General features: G+C 70.9%; 19 protein-coding genes and 1 pseudogene. 6 read left to right on the forward strand and 14 right to left on the reverse strand.

Going from position 1 to position 15,723, the window contains the following annotated elements:
* Positions 1 to 3 precede the first annotated feature (3 nt).
* From ACZ4TV_RS16180 to ACZ4TV_RS16200, 5 genes are all read right to left on the reverse strand, one after another.
* Positions 4 to 414 (reverse strand): CGNR zinc finger domain-containing protein, encoded by a 411-nt coding sequence (locus ACZ4TV_RS16180; RefSeq protein ID WP_468135016.1) that lies wholly within the window; start codon positions 412 to 414, stop codon positions 4 to 6.
* A 99-nt stretch (positions 415 to 513) separates the two neighbouring features.
* Entirely contained in the window at positions 514 to 1,356 is an 843-nt protein-coding gene (locus ACZ4TV_RS16185; protein ID WP_468135018.1) for an oxygen-binding di-iron domain-containing protein, read from the reverse strand.
* A gap of 356 nt (positions 1,357 to 1,712) precedes the next feature.
* Positions 1,713 to 2,900, reverse strand: coding sequence for an oxygenase MpaB family protein (locus tag ACZ4TV_RS16190; protein WP_468135020.1), 1,188 nt, complete (start codon positions 2,898 to 2,900; stop codon positions 1,713 to 1,715).
* Positions 2,901 to 2,923: 23 nt separating this feature from the next.
* Positions 2,924 to 3,976, reverse strand: a complete 1,053-nt coding sequence (locus ACZ4TV_RS16195) for a polyprenyl synthetase family protein (RefSeq protein WP_468135022.1) — start codon at positions 3,974 to 3,976, stop codon at positions 2,924 to 2,926.
* Positions 3,969 to 4,256: a polyprenyl synthetase gene (locus ACZ4TV_RS16200; protein WP_468135024.1), complete on the reverse strand. Its 288-nt coding sequence runs from the start codon at positions 4,254 to 4,256 to the stop codon at positions 3,969 to 3,971. Before ACZ4TV_RS16200 ends, ACZ4TV_RS16195 begins: the two co-directional genes overlap by 8 nt.
* A gap of 302 nt (positions 4,257 to 4,558) precedes the next feature.
* Between ACZ4TV_RS16200 and ACZ4TV_RS16205 the strand changes: the two genes are divergently transcribed.
* Entirely contained in the window at positions 4,559 to 5,170 is a 612-nt protein-coding gene (locus ACZ4TV_RS16205) for a class I SAM-dependent methyltransferase (protein WP_468135026.1), read from the forward strand.
* On the opposite strand, the gene ACZ4TV_RS16210 is transcribed toward ACZ4TV_RS16205, so the two are convergent.
* Entirely contained in the window at positions 5,142 to 6,032 is an 891-nt protein-coding gene (locus ACZ4TV_RS16210; protein WP_468135028.1) for a DUF6454 family protein, read from the reverse strand. The two genes, ACZ4TV_RS16205 and ACZ4TV_RS16210, sit on opposite strands and share 29 nt — an antisense overlap.
* Before the next feature lie 62 nt (positions 6,033 to 6,094).
* Between ACZ4TV_RS16210 and ACZ4TV_RS16215 the strand changes: the two are divergent.
* Positions 6,095 to 6,305, forward strand: a pseudogene (locus tag ACZ4TV_RS16215) (two-component sensor histidine kinase); the annotation flags it as partial.
* 237 nt (positions 6,306 to 6,542) lie between these two features.
* On the opposite strand, the gene ACZ4TV_RS16220 reads toward ACZ4TV_RS16215, so the two are convergent.
* Positions 6,543 to 6,695 carry a hypothetical protein gene (locus ACZ4TV_RS16220; protein WP_468135030.1) on the reverse strand — a complete coding sequence of 51 codons (153 nt, stop codon included), beginning with the start codon at positions 6,693 to 6,695 and terminating at the stop codon, positions 6,543 to 6,545.
* A 313-nt stretch (positions 6,696 to 7,008) separates the two neighbouring features.
* Between ACZ4TV_RS16220 and ACZ4TV_RS16225 the strand changes: the two genes are divergently transcribed.
* Entirely contained in the window at positions 7,009 to 7,209 is a 201-nt protein-coding gene (locus ACZ4TV_RS16225; protein ID WP_468135032.1) for a LysR family transcriptional regulator, read from the forward strand.
* Positions 7,209 to 7,601, forward strand: coding sequence for a LysR substrate-binding domain-containing protein (locus tag ACZ4TV_RS16230; protein ID WP_468135200.1), 393 nt, complete (start codon positions 7,209 to 7,211; stop codon positions 7,599 to 7,601). The genes ACZ4TV_RS16225 and ACZ4TV_RS16230 overlap by 1 nt, the downstream gene beginning before the upstream one ends.
* Before the next feature lie 34 nt (positions 7,602 to 7,635).
* Here the strand turns inward: ACZ4TV_RS16230 and ACZ4TV_RS16235 are convergent, their stop codons facing one another.
* Genes ACZ4TV_RS16235 through ACZ4TV_RS16245 form a run of 3 tightly spaced genes read right to left on the reverse strand, consistent with a single transcriptional unit; the run spans position 7,636 to position 10,340 of the window.
* On the reverse strand, positions 7,636 to 8,496 hold the full coding sequence (locus ACZ4TV_RS16235; RefSeq protein ID WP_468135034.1) for a class II fructose-bisphosphate aldolase: 861 nt from the start codon (positions 8,494 to 8,496) through the stop codon (positions 7,636 to 7,638).
* A gap of 9 nt (positions 8,497 to 8,505) precedes the next feature.
* Complete coding sequence (locus tag ACZ4TV_RS16240) at positions 8,506 to 9,423, reverse strand: 1-phosphofructokinase family hexose kinase (protein WP_468135036.1); 918 nt, start codon at positions 9,421 to 9,423, stop codon at positions 8,506 to 8,508.
* A complete protein-coding gene (locus ACZ4TV_RS16245) occupies positions 9,420 to 10,340 on the reverse strand; it encodes an ROK family protein (RefSeq protein ID WP_468135038.1) in 921 nt (306 codons plus the stop codon). Before ACZ4TV_RS16245 ends, ACZ4TV_RS16240 begins: the two co-directional genes overlap by 4 nt.
* Between ACZ4TV_RS16245 and ACZ4TV_RS16250 the strand changes: the two genes are divergently transcribed.
* Entirely contained in the window at positions 10,327 to 10,452 is a 126-nt protein-coding gene (locus ACZ4TV_RS16250; protein WP_468135040.1) for a hypothetical protein, read from the forward strand. The genes ACZ4TV_RS16245 and ACZ4TV_RS16250 overlap by 14 nt on opposite strands.
* On the opposite strand, the gene ACZ4TV_RS16255 is transcribed toward ACZ4TV_RS16250, so the two are convergent.
* Complete coding sequence (locus ACZ4TV_RS16255) at positions 10,439 to 11,311, reverse strand: SIS domain-containing protein (protein WP_468135042.1); 873 nt, start codon at positions 11,309 to 11,311, stop codon at positions 10,439 to 10,441. The genes ACZ4TV_RS16250 and ACZ4TV_RS16255 overlap by 14 nt on opposite strands.
* 172 nt (positions 11,312 to 11,483) lie before the next feature.
* Between ACZ4TV_RS16255 and ACZ4TV_RS16260 the strand changes: the two genes are divergently transcribed.
* Complete coding sequence (locus tag ACZ4TV_RS16260; protein ID WP_468135044.1) at positions 11,484 to 12,269, forward strand: DeoR/GlpR family DNA-binding transcription regulator; 786 nt, start codon at positions 11,484 to 11,486, stop codon at positions 12,267 to 12,269.
* Between the two features lie 22 nt (positions 12,270 to 12,291).
* Here the strand turns inward: ACZ4TV_RS16260 and ACZ4TV_RS16265 are convergent, their stop codons facing one another.
* From ACZ4TV_RS16265 to ACZ4TV_RS16275, 3 genes are read right to left on the reverse strand one after another with little or no spacing between them, the layout of a single operon-like run.
* Positions 12,292 to 13,131, reverse strand: coding sequence for a carbohydrate ABC transporter permease (locus tag ACZ4TV_RS16265; RefSeq protein WP_468135046.1), 840 nt, complete (start codon positions 13,129 to 13,131; stop codon positions 12,292 to 12,294).
* Complete coding sequence (locus ACZ4TV_RS16270; RefSeq protein WP_468135048.1) at positions 13,128 to 14,135, reverse strand: carbohydrate ABC transporter permease; 1,008 nt, start codon at positions 14,133 to 14,135, stop codon at positions 13,128 to 13,130. Before ACZ4TV_RS16270 ends, ACZ4TV_RS16265 begins: the two co-directional genes overlap by 4 nt.
* A gap of 35 nt (positions 14,136 to 14,170) precedes the next feature.
* Positions 14,171 to 15,427 (reverse strand): extracellular solute-binding protein, encoded by a 1,257-nt coding sequence (locus ACZ4TV_RS16275; RefSeq protein ID WP_468135050.1) that lies wholly within the window; start codon positions 15,425 to 15,427, stop codon positions 14,171 to 14,173.
* Positions 15,428 to 15,723: the final 296 nt, after the last annotated feature.

The following is a 15,723-nucleotide window of genomic DNA, read 5'->3' on the forward strand; positions in this document are numbered from 1 at the left end:
GCGTCAGGTGGGATCGGGCGCGGCGGAACCACCGGCCTGGGTTCCCCGTGGCTGGCGCCGGGTGGACCTCGCCCGGTTGCCGCAGCCGAGGGAACACCACGCCTGGTCGCGGCGCCTGGCCAGGAAGAACATGCCGCAACTGGGGGCGTGACAGCGCCGCACCCGCTCACGGTCCGGACCCGCGGCCAGGACGAGCGTCTCGCGGGCGACGACGGCGTCGGCTCCGCCCCCCTGTTCCTGCTGTGCGAGCAGGCCGTCGCCGGTCACCTGGAAGACGACGGGGGCGGACGAGGCCAGTTCGTTCAGGCGGCTCCGCAGGCTGTCGGTGAGCGGCCGCTGTCCGGCTGTCGCGTCCAGCGCGTCGCGGACCAACACGCGCAGCCGCTCCAGCTCTTCCAGCGGCAGGGCGGCCAATCCGCCGGATCGGCACCGTGCACGAGATGCGGCACGCTCAGGTACTGCACACCGCATAGCCTTCGGGACCGCCGGCCGCTCCGGCGGCCCGGTGCCGCGTCATGACACCACCGGCTTCGCCGTCGCCGCGATGATTCCTTCCAGGAAGTCCTGCCCCGGCTCCTCCCAGTAGGGCAGCTCCGGAACCTTGCGGATGAGTTCGAACGCCTCGTCCATCAGCTCACGGTGGATCGCAGGGCCGTGGCAGGACGCTGCGGTGTCGATGTCGAGGTTCTGGACGCGGTCCACGTGCTCGTTAAACTTCCCGGTGTCCAGCCATTGATGCCATGGGTGGTTCAGCCGGTTGCCCAGGAGCATCCCTTCACGCCAGGCTTCCCGGTCCAGGTCGGCGGCGTCTTCGGCGGGGTGCGGGATGGCCGTGGCGAAGGTGTCGGCCGCCCAGTAGACCCGCGTAGTCGGGTCGAACAGTCCACGCGTCGTCGGATTGTCGAAGAACGGCGGCCTGATCGCGAGGAGCGTGCGGTCCCCGGCCGTGAAGCTCTCGCCGTCGCGCACCCAGCGGGAGCGGTTGAACGGCATCCAGAACTCCTCGGTGTCGATGGCGTAGCGGGCCATCGAGAACCAGGTCGTGACCAGGGTGGCGTTCGGGCAGGCGGCCAGGACCTCGCGGACGTTGCCCGCGTGGTCGTGGTCGTCGTGGGTCAGGAAGACCCACCGCACGTCCGCCGGATCGACGATGCTCCAGGCGTGAGCCAGCCACTGCTGCCGGTTCGACGGCGCTCCGGTGTCGACGAGCACGGGCTCGCTGCCGGTGATGACCATGGAGTTGACGTAGAACATACCGACCGGCGGCGCCTCCAGCAGCTGAGGGATGACATAGGTTTCGGACGCAACCTTGTACGGCGCTACCTTCGGCTCGAAAATTCCTTCGGCGGTGGTCATGACCCCGCCTCCTCGTGCGTGTGCCGGATCGATCAGTGTGATGGCCGCAAGACGTACCGAGGGGGTCCATCCCATCTTGCGCACGTCATGCGTACGGCCACCAGCGCGCGAACGCTGGTGACCGTCCGCGTACGGGTTGTCGCCCGTGGCTATACCAGCCGTGCCGGATCGCGTAACCGCCCAACTGCATCCGGGTCCGAACTCCGGCCATGTCCATGAGGTGGCGCAGGCGGGTCGGATGAGGCGACAGATGTCGCTCTCCGTACACGAGGACGGGTCAGTCGCGGCCGCCCGACGGGCCAGGTCGCGCGTGAGGAGATCGGCCGGCACACCTTCGGACCGCTCCTGACCGACGCCTAGCCGCGGGCACCAGGGCCGTGGTTCTGGCTGATGGTTGCCGGTGGCGGTGTCCAGCGGCTCTTGGGCGGGATGGTGCTGCTGACTCCGAAGTCGTTCTTGAGCTGTTCGGGGATGGCGTAGTGCATGACGCGGCCGCGGGTGAGGGAGGACAGTTCGAGGACGCTGGTCAGGTGTCCGAGTCGGTCCAGGGCCCAGGTCGCCAGGGGTGAGCTGTCCTCGATGGTTTCCAGCAGTCCCAGCAGGGTGGGGGCGGCCTTGACGACGGTGTCCCAGGCGGTGCGCGGGACGTGCAGCCAGTCGGCGCAGGTGTCGCCGATCAGGTAGCGGATCAGGGCGGAGACGACCGGGTCGAAGAAGGTGCCGGGCACGACGTCTTCGTAGAGGTCGATGAGCTGGCGGGTGAGCTGGGCGCCTTCCTCGCTGGGGCCCATGTGGCGGGTCATGTACAGGTCGGAGAACTCGCGCGCCGCGTGCAGGTCCTCGGGGGCGTGGTCCTGGTCGATGCCGAGGATGGCGCCGACCACCCGCCAGGCGTAGTAGTAGGACTCGGCGCCTTCGGTGCTCATGTGAATGCCGAGGCGGTGCAGGGCGTCGAGGACCTGGATGGAGAACATCATCTGCCCGCCGATCATGTCCTCCTGACAGATCGGCGTGCCCAGGGCGGCGGTGTCCCAGCGGTCCTCGCGCTTGAGGTGGTGGCGGATGGAAGCGTGCAGCAGCCGCACTTTCTGGGCGGCGGGGATGAAGCGGCTGCCGGCTTCGAAGGCGTCGGGCTGCATGAGGTAGACGGTGAACTGGCCCGTCTCGGCCATCCGCTTGGAGGGGTACTTCAGCGAGTGCGTGGCCGACAGCAGCCTGGCCACGTGGGGCAGGACGTAGCAGGCGGGCATCGAGGCGAAGGACAGCGCGGTGGAGATGTGCACGTTGTTGTCGATGAAGAACAGCCGGGCCTTCTCGATCTCACCCCAGTCCACCCAGGCCGGCGGCGCGGTGGTCTCGTTCAGGTACTCGCGGGCCACCTCCGGCAGCCCCTCGGGAAGGTCCTGCCCGACGGTGGAGACGTAGCGCATGAGGGTGTTGAACGTGCCGACCTCTCCGCGCTCGAACAGTGTCGCCACGGTCGCGTCGGCGAGTTCGTCCCCTGAGGTGCGCAGGGCGTCCATGGACGCTTGGGTATAAGTCATCGTGGTACTCCGGTGGGTGGCGGTCAGTGAGTACGGGCGGCCGAGACCGTCGCCAAGGCCGAGAGTGCGCCGCGTGCTCCGGTCGTCAGGTCGGCGTCGGCCAAGGCGTCCTGGGCTTCACGCAGCCGCGCGGTGATCATGTCTTCGACGCGGGCGACGGCCCCGGTTCGGTGAGCGATCTCCCGGACCCGTTCCACCTGCTGCTCGCTGAGGTTCGCCTGCCCGAGCAAGTGGTGCAGTGCGAGGCGTTCCGCCTGGGTGGCGGACGTGAGTGCGTGGGCCATCAGTGCGGTGGGCCGGTTCCCGGCCAGGTCATCGGCCGGGTCCTTGCCGGTCTGCTCGGGATCACCGAACAGGCCCAGCAGGTCATCGCGCAGCTGGAACGCCTCGCCGAGCGGCAGGCCGTAGTCGCTGTACGCCTGCAGTAGCCGCGGTGGGGCTCCGGCGAGGAGACCGCCGATCCGCAAGGGGTGTTCGACGGTGTACTTGGCGGTCTTGTAGCGGATCACCTTCATCGATACGTCCGGGTCCGGCTCGGAGCCGGTGCGCAACACCTCCAGGCACTCACCGGCCACCAGTTCGCGGGCCAGGACCGCCCACAGGGGCCTGGCCCTGCTCAGGAAGGCGCCGGGCAGGCCAGAGGTGGTGAACAGCTGCCCGGCCATGGACATCAGCAGATCACCCGACAGCATGGCCAGGGCCCGGGCGCCGGCCTTCGGCCGCGCATGATGGGTGAGGACCTCGCGCAGGGCGATGTGCCCGGTGGGTCGGCCGTGCCGGGTGCGGCTGTGGTCGATCAGGTCGTCGTGTACCACGGCGGCCGCGTGGATCAGCTCGATCGCGCTGGCGGCGCGTACCAGGGCCTCGCTGTCGGGCTGGCCGACTCCGCGCCAGCCCCAGTAGCAAAACGCCGCCCTGAGGCGCTTGCCGTGCCTGGTCGCGGCATGAAGTTGCTCTGCGACCGGCGCCAGCGAGGCATCGATGTCGGCCAGCGCCTGCGCTTCCGTGGTGACGAATTCGCTGAGGACTTGGTCGATGCGCTTCTTCAGTAAGGCGTGCTCTTCCCGTTCACTCACTGCCGCTTCCCGCCTGGCCGCGGGCGGTGACGGTGCGGGCGAGGACCTCCATGTGAGCCGGTGGCGTGGCCGCATGGTGCCGGTCGAGGAGCAGGCGGCCGCGCGCCTTGGTCTCCTCCTGGCCGTCGGCCAGCAGGTCGCCGAGGTCGGCGCGGCGCAGCAGGGCGCTGACGCCGCCCACCGCGCTGCTCAGCCCGCTGACCGCCAGATCGGCAAGGCCGGCGGCCAGGGCCACCGCGTCCTCGGCCAGTCCCGGCTTGCGGCCGTCATGGTGTGTCACAGCATGCCTCCTGCACGGCAAGGCCCGCCCCGGCTCCGGCCGGTTGGCAGGGAGCGGCGCGCAGCGGTGTTCGGCACAACGCGGTTCGAGTCTGGCCACCGAACCGACCCCAGGCAGCCCTTGTGCACCATCGAGTGATCTTTCTTCGAAGTTCCCGACATGCGGTGGGCGACACCTGCTACTTGACCGGTTGAGCCGGCAAAGGTGTGCTCACCCTTCAGCCAACGCGCCTTTCCGGCCTTTCCCCCGGGTGAGGACGCCCGTTGTTTGCCTGTTGTTCGGGCGGGGGTAGCTGTCGGGGCATGCGTGATTTAGTGCGGGAGCAGTACTACCGGCATCGTGCCCCGGTCTACGACGAGACCAGCTACCGCGGCGACCCCGTGGTGAACGCCGGCCTGGACCGGGAAACCGCCGACATCGGGAAACTGCTCACCGCGCTGCCCGAAGGGCGGGCGCTCGACGTGGGGTGTGGGACCGGCGTGTGGACGCGGTTTCTCCGCGGCCCGGTCGTTGCCCTGGACCAGAGCGCGGAGATGCTGGAGCTGACCCACGCCCGGGCACCCCGGGCAGCGCGTGTGCGGGCGCTGTTCCCACCCCTGCCGTTCGCCACCGGAGCCTTCGACCGCACGGTCACGGCGAACTTCTACGGGCTGCTGCGGCCCGCGGAGCGGGCCGCGTTCCTCGCCGAGGCACGTCGAACGGCGCGCGAGCTGATCGTGATCGACCTGCGCAGCGACGGCGGCCTGCACGAGGAGAAGATAGAGCTCCGCTCCGTCGCCGACACCACGTACCCCATCTACCGCCGCCGGTTCACCCCGCAGAGCCTGTGCTCGGAGCTGGGCGGCGAGCTGATGTACGAGGGGCTCTACTTCCTCGCCGTCCGGGTCACGTGGCCAGCGGTGTCTCCAGGGTGATCAGGTGCGATTCGCCCGCCTTTTCCCCGTCGTCGGGGACGGCGAACATCCGAAGGACGCGCCCGTCCGTCTCCAGGTGTACCGCGTTGTACGTAACCACTCGGCCGGCGGGTGAGAGGACGGTCACCGGCGCTTCGTGCTCGATGCGGCCGGACTCGATGTCGACGACGGCGATCCCGCCGAGGCTGAAGACCCCGGCCCCGGCCCCGGCCATGGGGTATTCCGCGATGCCCGTGCACACCATGTGGCCGCCGCCCGCGGTCACACAGGTCTGGTAGTCCACGAAGTGGCTCTTGTTGTCGACCCGGTGGACGAGCTTCCCGTCGACCGTGAAGGTGAGCAGCCGCCGGGAACCCCAGGTGACGGCGTGCAGCAGGCCGCTGTGGCGGTCGCGCACGATCCCGCCGATGTGGTCGTCGAAGCGGAAGGCCTCCCGCACTTCCAGGGTGTCGGGGTCCACCCGGTAGACGATGGAACGGGAGTCGGGCCGGTACTCCGCTGCCGGCACCCACAGCGATTCACCGTCGAAGTCGATGCCTCCGGGGTGGTAGATCGTGCCCTCGCCGACACTCACCCGGCCCAGCGCCGCGCCCTCGGTGTCCGTCACGAACACATGGCCCTGGCCCTGGCCGGGGGTCCGGTCGTAGCCGTCCACCGGGCCGGCGTGGAAGCGGGTCGCCTCGGTGATCTCCGCCGTTGACACGTACAGGCGGTGGTCATGGCCACGCGTGACGCCCTGAGGGTGGTGGGCGGGGAAGTCCAGCGGCACCCGCCCCACCACCGTCCAGGGCGTGCTCCGGGTCAGCTGCCGCACCGCCACCACGACGGCTTCGCTCGAGTCGTCACACACGCCTGTGGACACCGCGGAATCAGAAAGGCTCATAACCCCGTGAACGAGATCTTCCCGGTCCCGTAACGGGAGCGATTCCGCCTCAGCCCCCCCTGGCGGACCTGCGCAGACTGCTGGAATCGAGCGGTATGCATGCGGAGCTGACGGGTGAGCTTCCGTCCACCGTGGGCACACCCGCCCAGCGGGCCGTCTACCGCAGGGTCCAGGAGGCGTTGACCAATGTCCGCAAGCACGCCCCCCGGCGCGACGGCCTGCGTCGAGCTGTGGCAGGACGGCCCCGACATCCGGCACCCTTGCGTCCGATCACGCAGGTGAGCTCATCCACGCCTCCAACGTGGCCTTCACCCATGCCATGAATGCGAGCACCCTCTTCTGCAGCCCTCATCGCCGCCCTCGGGGCCCTCGCCGCCTTGGCCTGGCTGGACCACCCCACGACTGCGGCCGGGAGCGCGAGTGCCCGCATGGGTGGGTGGGTGCGTCTGTCGCCCGTAGCTGACACGTGGCACCGGCAACGAAGCGGATTCAATACTTCCTCTTTGGGTCTTCAGCGGCGGCACGCAGGGCCTCGCCCGGGTCGCGATCGGCGCGCGAGGTGATGCGGGCGACGTGCTGGAGGTCGCGCCGCAGCGCGTCGTGCATCGCGTACATCACGGTCGTGTCGAGCCGGTGGTTCATCGTGTCCTCGTTCCTGGCTCGTGGCCGCGATCCGTGTCCGTGTCCGTGTCCCGCCGGTCAGCTCGGCCCCCAGGTGGCCCTGACTCACCCCGGGCTTCCGCAGGTTGTCCACGTGCGCGGGCACGCAGGCGCTGCGTCCGTTGATCTGGCTGGTCCCGAGCGCGACGCTCTCCGGTGGCTTCAAGCCTCCCCCGGGGCGGTGGGCATGATCAACGCCGGATCTGGAATGGCCCGATCACCACAGGGTTATGTCGGGGAACGTGGGGACGCGGGCGGACGTACCGCCGCGCGGCTGCACGTGAGCCAGGCACGCGTGAGTCAGGCCATCAAGCAGCAGGAACGCCGCCTCGGTGGCGAGCTGTTCGACCGCTCCAGCCGTCGCGACGTCCGGCTGACACCGCTGGGCCGCCTCCTGCGCGACGATCTCAAGCCGGTGTACGCGGCCTGCTGGCGAGCCTGGAACGGGCCCGGCTCGCGGCTCAGGGCGTCACCGCCACGCTGCGCGTCTGCATGATGCCTTTCAACCTGCCTGATCTGCACCCCCATTGGCGGACCTTCCGGGCCAGCCACCCCCAATGGCGACTCCAGGTGCGCCAGACCCATTACAACGATCCGTTCGCCCGGCTCCGCGCCGGGGAGTTGGACGTCCTGGTCGCCTGGCTGCCCGTGGAGGAACCCGACCTCACCGTGGGTCCGATCCTGTTCCGCGACCCGCGCGTGCTCGCCGTCTCCAGCGACCACGAGTTGGCGGAACGATCCTCCGTATGGCTGGAGGCGCTCGCCGACTTCCCGCATGTCACGGCACCCAGATGCTGGACTACTGGGAGGACGCGTACCTGCCCTTCCAGACCCCCCGAGGCAGATCCATCGAACGCGTCGGCACCGTCACCGCCCCCGACGAGCTGATCAATAGCGGGGCGCGGGTCGAGGCCGCGCCTCCTCAGCGGTCCGGCGACGCGGGTGCGGCCGGGGCTCTGAGGACGCCGAGCAGCCGTGTCACCTCATCGGCCATGGCTGCCCGTCCGGCACCGAGGTACCGGCGGGTGTCGACCAGCGACGGGTCGCCGGCGAGCACCTCGCGGGCGGACGTGGTGAAGACCTGGTTCAGGTGAGTGGCGATGTTGACCTTGGTCATGCCGTGGCCGACCGCTGCGCTCAGGTCGTCGTCCGCGACGCCCGACGAGCCGTGCAGGACGAGCGGCACGGGGACCGCCGCACACAGCGCACGGATCAGGGCGAAGTCCAGTGCGGCATCGCGCGTGAGCATCGCGTGGGACGTTCCCACGGCCACCGCGAGCGCGTCCACGCCCGTGGCCGTGACGAACGCCGCCGCCTCGGCCGGATCGGTGCGTGCCCCCGGTGCGTGGACGCCGTCCTTCCCACCGACCTCGCCCAGTTCGGCCTCCACCCAGACCCCGGCCGCGTGACAGTGCGCGCTGATCGCCGCGGTGGCGCGGAGGTTGTCCCCGTACGGGAGGGCCGAGGCGTCGTACATGACCGAGGTGAAGCCGAGCTCCACGGCTTCGCTGACCAGGTCGTCGCAGGTCGCGTGGTCGAGGTGGACCGCGACCGGCACCCGGGAGGCGCGGGCCACCGCCAGGGTCGCCAGGCCGATGGGGGCGAGGCCGCCGTGGTAGCGGGCCGCGTTCTGGCTGATCTGGAGGATCACGGGCGCGTCGGCGGCCTCCGCTCCTGCCACGATCGCCTGGGCGTGTTCGAGCTGGATGACGTTGAAGGCGCCCACGCCGTGTCCGGCAGCTGCGGCGGGGGCGACGATGTCCCCCGTTCCTACGAGAGGCATGAGCGTTCCTTACGAGAGGGGGTGGACGTCCACCGCTGCGCGGATGCGGCGGTGGACGGCGGGATCGAACGAGCCGGCCAGTGGGGCGGCGACGGCGGCCGCGGACAGCGCCACGGCCTCGGCCAGCCGCCGCGGCCAGGAGACGCCGGCCACGAGGCCCCGGGCCAGGGCCGCGACCGCCGCGTCCCCGGCGCCGGTCGGGTTGCCGCGCAGCCGCTCGGGAGGGACGGCGCGCCAGGCGCCCGACGGGGTCACCGCGAGGATGCCGTCCGGGCCGAGGGAAGCGACCACCGCTTCGGCTCCAGCGGCGCGTAGCGCCTTCGCCGCCCGGTACGGGTCCGACTCGCCGGTGGCTTCGGCCAGTTCGTCCGCGTTCGGCTTGACGAGGGCCGGTCCGGCGGGGAGGGCGCGGCGCAGGGCCGGGCCGCTGGTGTCGAGGACCGCCGGGACGCCCCGGGCGCGAGCGGCGCGGACGAGGGTCGCGTACGCGTCCTCGGGTACGCCGGGCGGCACGCTGCCGGACAGCACGACGACCGTCGCACGTTCGACGCAGGAGTCGAAGTCGGCGAGGAAGGTCCGCCACTCCCCCGGCAGTACGACAGGACCCGGTTCCAGCAGCGTCGTCGTGTCACCGGTGTGCCCGTCCACCACGGCCACCGTGCGCCGGGACTCGCCCCTGATGGGCGTGAGGTTCTCCGGCAGCCCCGCCCGGCCCAGTTCGCGGCGTACCGCCTCGCCCGTCGGTCCGCCGGCCAGGCCCGCGACCAGCGTGGGGAGGCCGAGGGTGTGCAGGATCCGCGAGACGTTGACGCCCTTGCCGCCCGCCCGGGCGCCGGCATCACGGACGCGGTGTGCGGTGTGGGGGTGGAGGCGGTCGACGTGGTGGGTGATGTCCAGGGCGGCGTTGAGCGTGACGGTGAGGATCACGAGCGCGTCCCCTCCTGCTCGAGAAGGTCCTGGGCGAGGAGCGCCGCGCCCAGGCACCCCGCGCGGTCGCCGAGCCGGGCCCCGGTCAGGTGCGGTACGGCCTGGAAGGTCAGGCGCCGGCCGAGGGCGTCGCGCAGGGGCGCCAGATACGCCTCGCCCGCGCGGGCCAGGCCGCCTCCGATGACGACGCGTTCGGGGTCGTACAGCGTCACCGCGGTGGCCAGGGCGTCGGCGAGCGCGTCGATCGCCTCGGACCAGATCCCGGCGGCCACGGTGTCGCCCGCGTCGGCGCGGGCCTGGACGTCCCGGGCGGTGATGCCGTGCCAGCCTGTGGCTCGGGTGTAGCGGCGGGCGATGGCGGCGGCGGAGGCCACGGTCTCCAGGCAGCCGCGTCCGCCGCAGTGGCAGCGGGCACCGCCGGGCCGGACGACCACGTGCCCGAGCTCCCCGGCCCGGCCGTGGCCGCCGGTGAGTACGCGGCCCCGGCTGAACGCGGCGGCGGCGATGCCCGTGCCGACCGGTACGAAGAGGAAGTCGGCGCAGCCGCGCCCCGCGCCGGCCCGCGCCTCCGCCAGTCCCCCGGCCCGTACGTCGTGGCCGAACCCGACGGGCAGGTCGAGGTGTTCGGCGAGCCAGTCCTGGACGGGCACGCCGCGCCAGCCGAGGTTCGCCGAGAGGACGGCGAGGCCCGAGCCCTCGTCGACGATGCCGGGCACGACGACCCCGGCCGCGCGCGCGTCCGGGCAGCGCTCCACGAGTTCCGCGGCGCAGGTGAGGACGGTTTCGAGGACCGCCTCGGGGCCGCGGTCGGCGCGCGTGTACCAGCGTTCGACGTGCTCCATGGTGGTGGCGCCGTCGCCGAGAGTGCCTCCCTTGATGTAGGTGCCGCCGACGTCCAGGGCGATGACCGTCCCCACCGCCGTCCCCACCGCCGTCCCCACGGCCGACCCCACGGCCGACCCCGCCGCCGTCCCCATGGCCGTCCCCACCGCCGTCCTCGTGGCGCTCGCGGCGGTCATGAGCCGGTGAGGACGATCGAGCGGGTGAGGTTGCGCGGCCGGTCGGGGTCGAGGCCGCGGCGTTCGGCGAGCGCCACGGCCAGGCGCTGGGCGCGGATCAGGTCGGCGAGCGGGTCGCCGGCGGACACACTGACGTACGCGCCGGTCGCACCGACCTCGTCGACGAGCCCGGCGGGCGGTTCGCCGAAGAACCACACGCAACGGCCGGGGCCGCTGACGCTGATCGGGCCGTGCCGGTACTCCATGGCCGGGTACGACTCCGTCCACGCCCCGGACGCCTCGCGCAGCTTCAGGGCCGCCTCGTGCGCGAGCCCGGTGGTCCAGCCGGATCCGAGGAACGTGAACTGCCCGGCGCTCAGCAACTCCGCGGGGGGCCGGGCCGCGAGGGCGTACTCGGCCTGCCGGAGCAGGTCCGGCGGCAGGCTGCCGAGGCTCGCGCGCAGCAAGACGAGAGCGGTGGTCGCGAAGCGGGTTTGAACGACGGACCGTTCGTCGGCGAAGGACAGGTCGACGACGGTGTCGGCGGCGGTCCTGATGGGGGTGTCGGGATCGCCGGTGAGCGCCACGGTCGGGGTGTCGCCGGCCCGTTCGAGGGCGTCGAGCACCTCGGTCGTGGTGCCGGAGCGGCTGATGGCCACCACCCGGTCGTAGCGGCGCTCGGCCGGAAAGCCGGAGGCGGCGAAGGCGTCGGTCTCGCCGAGCCCGGCGTCCTCGCGCAGCGCCGCGTACGCCTGCGCCATGTAGAGCGAGGTGCCGCAGCCGACGACCGCGACCCGCTCGCCGGCCTCGGGCAATCCGGCCGGGCAGGCCTCCAGCGCTCGACGCCAGCACGAGGGCTGCGCGGCGATCTCCACCTCGACGTGACTCATGAATGCCTCCCAGAGGGTTCTACGGTCGGGCCCAGCACCCGAGAGATGACTGAAGATGACTTGTTTATAGGTCTTTCAAGCAACTTTGAGCAAGTGCGCGCAGCATTGATCACATCAGGGCCGATCCGGGTTACGCTCTGCTCCTGGTGGTCGCGAGGCGAGGAGAACTGTGATGGGCACGCACGAGCGGTGGACGCGACTGCTCGACGCTCTGGGCGAGCGCGGCAGCATCGAGGTCGGCGAGGCGGCCGCGCTGCTCGACGTCTCCCCCGCCACCGTCCGCCGCGACCTGGAGGAACTGGCCCGCCAGCAACTGCTCACCCGCACCCGTGGCGGCGCGGTGCTCAGCGGTGTCTCCTACGACCTGCCGCTGCGCTACAAGACCGCGCGCAAGGCCGACGAGAAGCAGCGCATCGCCCGCGCCGCCGCCGCGCTCATCCCGCCCGGCGCCGTCGTCGGACTCAACGGCGGCACCACGACGTCCGAGGTGGCGAGGGAGCTGGCGACCCGGGCCGACCTGGCCGAGCACGGGGGGTCCACGGCGCTGACCATCGTCACCAACGCCGTGAACATCGCCAACGAGCTCGCGGTGCGCCCGTACGTGAAGACCGTCGTCACCGGCGGCGTCGCGCGCCCCCAGTCGTACGAGCTGACCGGCCCGCTCGCGGCCGCCGCGCTCCAGGGGCTCGCGCTCGACTACGCCATCCTCGGCGTCAACGCCGTCGATCCCCGCTTCGGCGCCTCCACGCACGACGAGGGCGAGGCGAGCGCCAACCGCGCCATGGCCGAGCGGGCGGAGAAGGTGATCGTGGTCGCCGACTCCACCAAGCTCGGCCAGCGGGCCTTCGCCCGCGTCTGCACCATCGCCGAGATCGACGCCCTCGTCACCGACCACGACGCCCCCGACGAACTCGTCGAGCAGCTCACCGCCCAGGGCGTCGACGTCCACTGCGTATAGGACGAGCCCTGGGCGCCCGGGGTCATTTGACCGACCCCGCCGTGAGGCCGGACACCACATGGCGCTCGATCACCGCGAACAGGACGATCACCGGCACGATGGCCACCAGCGACGCGGCGAACACCTGGTTCCACTGCACGCTGTAGGCGCCGATCATGTTGTTGATGCCGACCGTGAGGGGCTGCCGCTCGGGTGAGGTGGTGAGCGTGAGGCCCATGATGAACTCGTTCCACGCCGCGATGAAGGTGAAGATCACGGCGGTGACGATGCCGGGCATGGCCAGCGGCAGGGTCACCTGGAACAGTGCGCGCGCCCGACCGCAGCCGTCCATCATCGCGGCCTCCTCCAGCTCGACGGGGATCGAGCCGATGTACGCGCTGATGATCCACACCGCGAAGGCGAGGTTGAACGCCGCGTTGGCCACCATCAGCACGGTCGTCGTGTCCAGCAGGCCGAGCGCGTGGAACTCCCGGTACAGCCCCACCTGTAGCGCCGTCGGCTGGAACATCTGAGTGACGAGGACGAGCAGCAGGAAGGCGCTGCGCCCCCGGAAGCGGACGCGCGCCGTGTAGTACGCGGCGGGCAGCGCCACGAGCAGCACGAGGAGCGTCGAACCGGCCGCGATCAGCAGGGTGTTGGTCAGATTCTGGCCGAGCGTGGTCTCGCTCCACACGCGGGTGAACGCCGACCAGTCGAAGCGGGACGGCAGATAGCCGTTGTCGCGCAGTTCGTCGGCCGGCCGCCCGGCCGTGATCACCATTTGGGCGTACGGCGCGAGGAAGAGGGCGGCCAGCGCCCAGGCCGTGACGGTGAGCAGCACGGTCTTCGTGTGCGGGCGCCGGCGTGTCGTCGCGGTGCTCATCGGTCCGTCTCCTTCCAGCCGCTGACCTTGAGGAAGACCAGGACCATGGCGATGACCGCGGCGAAGTTGACCACCGACAGGGCGGCCGACTCGGCCACGTCGTAGCTGCGCAGCATGTACATGAAGACGGTGGTGGTGGCGGTGTCGGCGTTGGGGCCGCCCTGGGTCATGCCCCAGATGACCGGGAAGGAGTTGAAGACGTTGATCAGGTTGATCACCAGCGCCACGAGGAACGCCGGCCGCAGCAGGGGCAGCGTGACCCGGAGGTACGTCTGGAGGCGCGACGCGCCGTCGACGCGGGCCGCCTCGTACACCTCGGCGGGCACGGTCTGGAGTCCGGCGAGGAGCGTGTACGTGGTGAAGGGCAGGGAAACGAAGACGGCGACGGCCACCAGCCACGGCTTGGCGTGCGCGGCGTCGCCGGTCCACGCCTCGGCCGAGTCGATCAGACCGAGGTCGAGGAGGAGCCGGTTGAGGACGCCCGCGACCTGGTCGAGCATCCAGCGGAAGCCGATGGCGGTCATCAGGACGGAGGCCGCCCAGGGCGCGATGAGCGCCCAGCGGGTGATCCGGCGCCCCGGGAAACGCTGGTTGAACAACTGGGCCAGGGCCAGTGAGACCAGCATCGTCAACGCGACCACGGCCACCGTCCACACGGTCGTCCACGTCAGGACGTCGGGCAGGCGCGGGTCGGCGAAGAGCTTGCGGTACTTGTCGAGTCCGGCCGGTCCCTGGTCGACGCCGGAGGTGTCGATCCTCCGCAGCGAGGTGCGGACCATCTCGACGACCGGCCAGACGACCACGCCGAGGATGAGGAGGACCGCGGGGCCGATCCAGGGGAGGGCGCCGAGGCGCCGGAACCAGGGGCGGGGCCGGGGCCCGGCCGGCCGCCCGGGACCGGGACGCCGGCCCGGCCACGGGGCCGCGGCCCGGCGGGGCTGGTGGGGCCGGCGGGCCCGGTCGGCCCGCCGGATGGTGGCAGGGGGTGTGGTGCTGGCGAACACGTGCGTTCTCGTTTCGGAGGTGCGGCCGCGGCCCGTCACCGCCCCGCCTGCTCGGCCGCCTTCTGGAGGGCGTCGAGGGTCTTCCGCGGATCGCCCAGAGCGCTGCCGATCTGGGTCTTGATCTGGGCGGAGACGCCGGGCCAGGTCGGGTCGCTGAGCGGGTAGAAGGTCGCGGCCGGCAGGATGTCGAGGAAGGGCGCCAGGTCCTTCAGGGCCGGGTCCTGCGCGAGTGCCGCGCGCGCCGACTGGGTCACGGGCAGCAGGTTGTAGGTCTTGGCGAACCTGACCGTGTGCTCCTTGCCGTACGCGAAGTCGAGGAAGGCCTTGATCTCCTCCTTGTGGCCGCCCTTCTTGAAGGCCATGACCCAGTCGGCCACGCCGAGGGTGCTGGGGTTCTTCTCGGTCGCGCCGGGCATGGCGGTCCAGGTGACGTCCATGCCCTTGAGCTCGGCGAGCTGGCCGGGGAAGCCGTTGAGCATGCCGACCTTGCCGGAGGCGAAGTTCTTGGTGAGGTCGGTGCGGTTGACGGCGGCCGGGCTCTTCTCGGTGAGGCCCGCGTCGGCCCACTTCCCCAGCTGCGTGAACGTCTCGACGTTGGCGGCGGAGTTGATGGCGTACTTGCCGCCGGAGTCCTGATAGCCGCCTCCGTTGCCCAGCATCCAGATGAACGCCTCGGCCTGGGCTTCCTCCTTGCCGAGCGGGACGCCGAGGGGCACCTCGACGCCGGCCTGCTTGAGCGCGGTCGCGGCGGCGGTGACCTCGGCCCAGGTCTGCGGCGGCTTCTTGGGGTCGAGGCCGGCCTTCCGGAACAGGTCGTTGTTGATGAGGAACATCCGGGCGCTGGAGACGAACAGGATGCCGTACGCGGTGCCGTCCTGGCGGCCGGCGTCGGCCATGGCGGCGATGAGGTCCCCCTCGGTGCTGACGGAGAGCACCTCCGGGACGGGGTACAGCAGCCCGCTCTTGGCGAAGTCGGCGTAGCCGCCGGTCTGGAGGATGTCCGGCTGGTCGCCGTTCTGGACCATGGTCTTGACCTGGGCGTCGATGTCGTTCCAGTTGATCACCTGCAGGTCGACCTTGATCTTGGGGTTCGTCGTCTCGAACGCCTTGATCACGTCCTGCCAGTACGCCTGGCTGGGGTTGTCGCCGTTGGAGCCGTAGTCCGCCGCGACGAACTTGATCGTGGTGACCCCGTCCGGGCCGGCCGAGGTGCCGGAACCGCCCCCGCAGGCCGAGAGCACGAGCGCGCCGACGATTCCGGCGGCGGACAGGGCGAAGAGACGTCGCTTCATGGCAACTACCGCCTGATTCACGAAGAGAAAGGTTGACGCGCGAAACTGAGCAGGTTGGGCGCGTATCGCTCAACTTAGAGCACCCACCCTTGCTTCTGTCACCTGCGAACCCGGGTGAGTTATGCACTTGTGACCACCGCGCGGCGGTCGAGGCGTCATGCATCGTTCTGATTGTTTTTGATTGATAGATGCGGCAACCGAGCACTTGACGTCATCCAAAGGGGACTGCTGTCATGTCGCGGACCAGTCGGCCGTGTCGGCGAGCGAAAGGCGGCGGTGATGAGAGAACGCTCTTC

The sequence above is a fragment of the Streptomyces sp. NPDC028910 genome (assembly GCF_055564955.1).

Coding starts and splice junctions, on each gene's coding strand:
- ACZ4TV_RS16185 (WP_468135018.1), bottom strand. CDS start 1,356: ATGACCACCGCCGAAGGAATTTTCGAGCCGAAGGTAGCGCCGTACAAG.
- ACZ4TV_RS16190 (WP_468135020.1), bottom strand. CDS start 2,900: ATGACTTATACCCAAGCGTCCATGGACGCCCTGCGCACCTCAGGGGAC.
- ACZ4TV_RS16205 (WP_468135026.1), top strand. CDS start 4,559: ATGCGTGATTTAGTGCGGGAGCAGTACTACCGGCATCGTGCCCCGGTC.
- ACZ4TV_RS16220 (WP_468135030.1), bottom strand. CDS start 6,695: ATGAACCACCGGCTCGACACGACCGTGATGTACGCGATGCACGACGCG.
- ACZ4TV_RS16230 (WP_468135200.1), top strand. CDS start 7,209: ATGCCTTTCAACCTGCCTGATCTGCACCCCCATTGGCGGACCTTCCGG.
- ACZ4TV_RS16235 (WP_468135034.1), bottom strand. CDS start 8,496: ATGCCTCTCGTAGGAACGGGGGACATCGTCGCCCCCGCCGCAGCTGCC.
- ACZ4TV_RS16250 (WP_468135040.1), top strand. CDS start 10,327: ATGACCGTCCCCACCGCCGTCCCCACCGCCGTCCCCACGGCCGACCCC.
- ACZ4TV_RS16255 (WP_468135042.1), bottom strand. CDS start 11,311: ATGAGTCACGTCGAGGTGGAGATCGCCGCGCAGCCCTCGTGCTGGCGT.
- ACZ4TV_RS16260 (WP_468135044.1), top strand. CDS start 11,484: ATGGGCACGCACGAGCGGTGGACGCGACTGCTCGACGCTCTGGGCGAG.
- ACZ4TV_RS16265 (WP_468135046.1), bottom strand. CDS start 13,131: ATGAGCACCGCGACGACACGCCGGCGCCCGCACACGAAGACCGTGCTG.
- ACZ4TV_RS16275 (WP_468135050.1), bottom strand. CDS start 15,427: ATGAAGCGACGTCTCTTCGCCCTGTCCGCCGCCGGAATCGTCGGCGCG.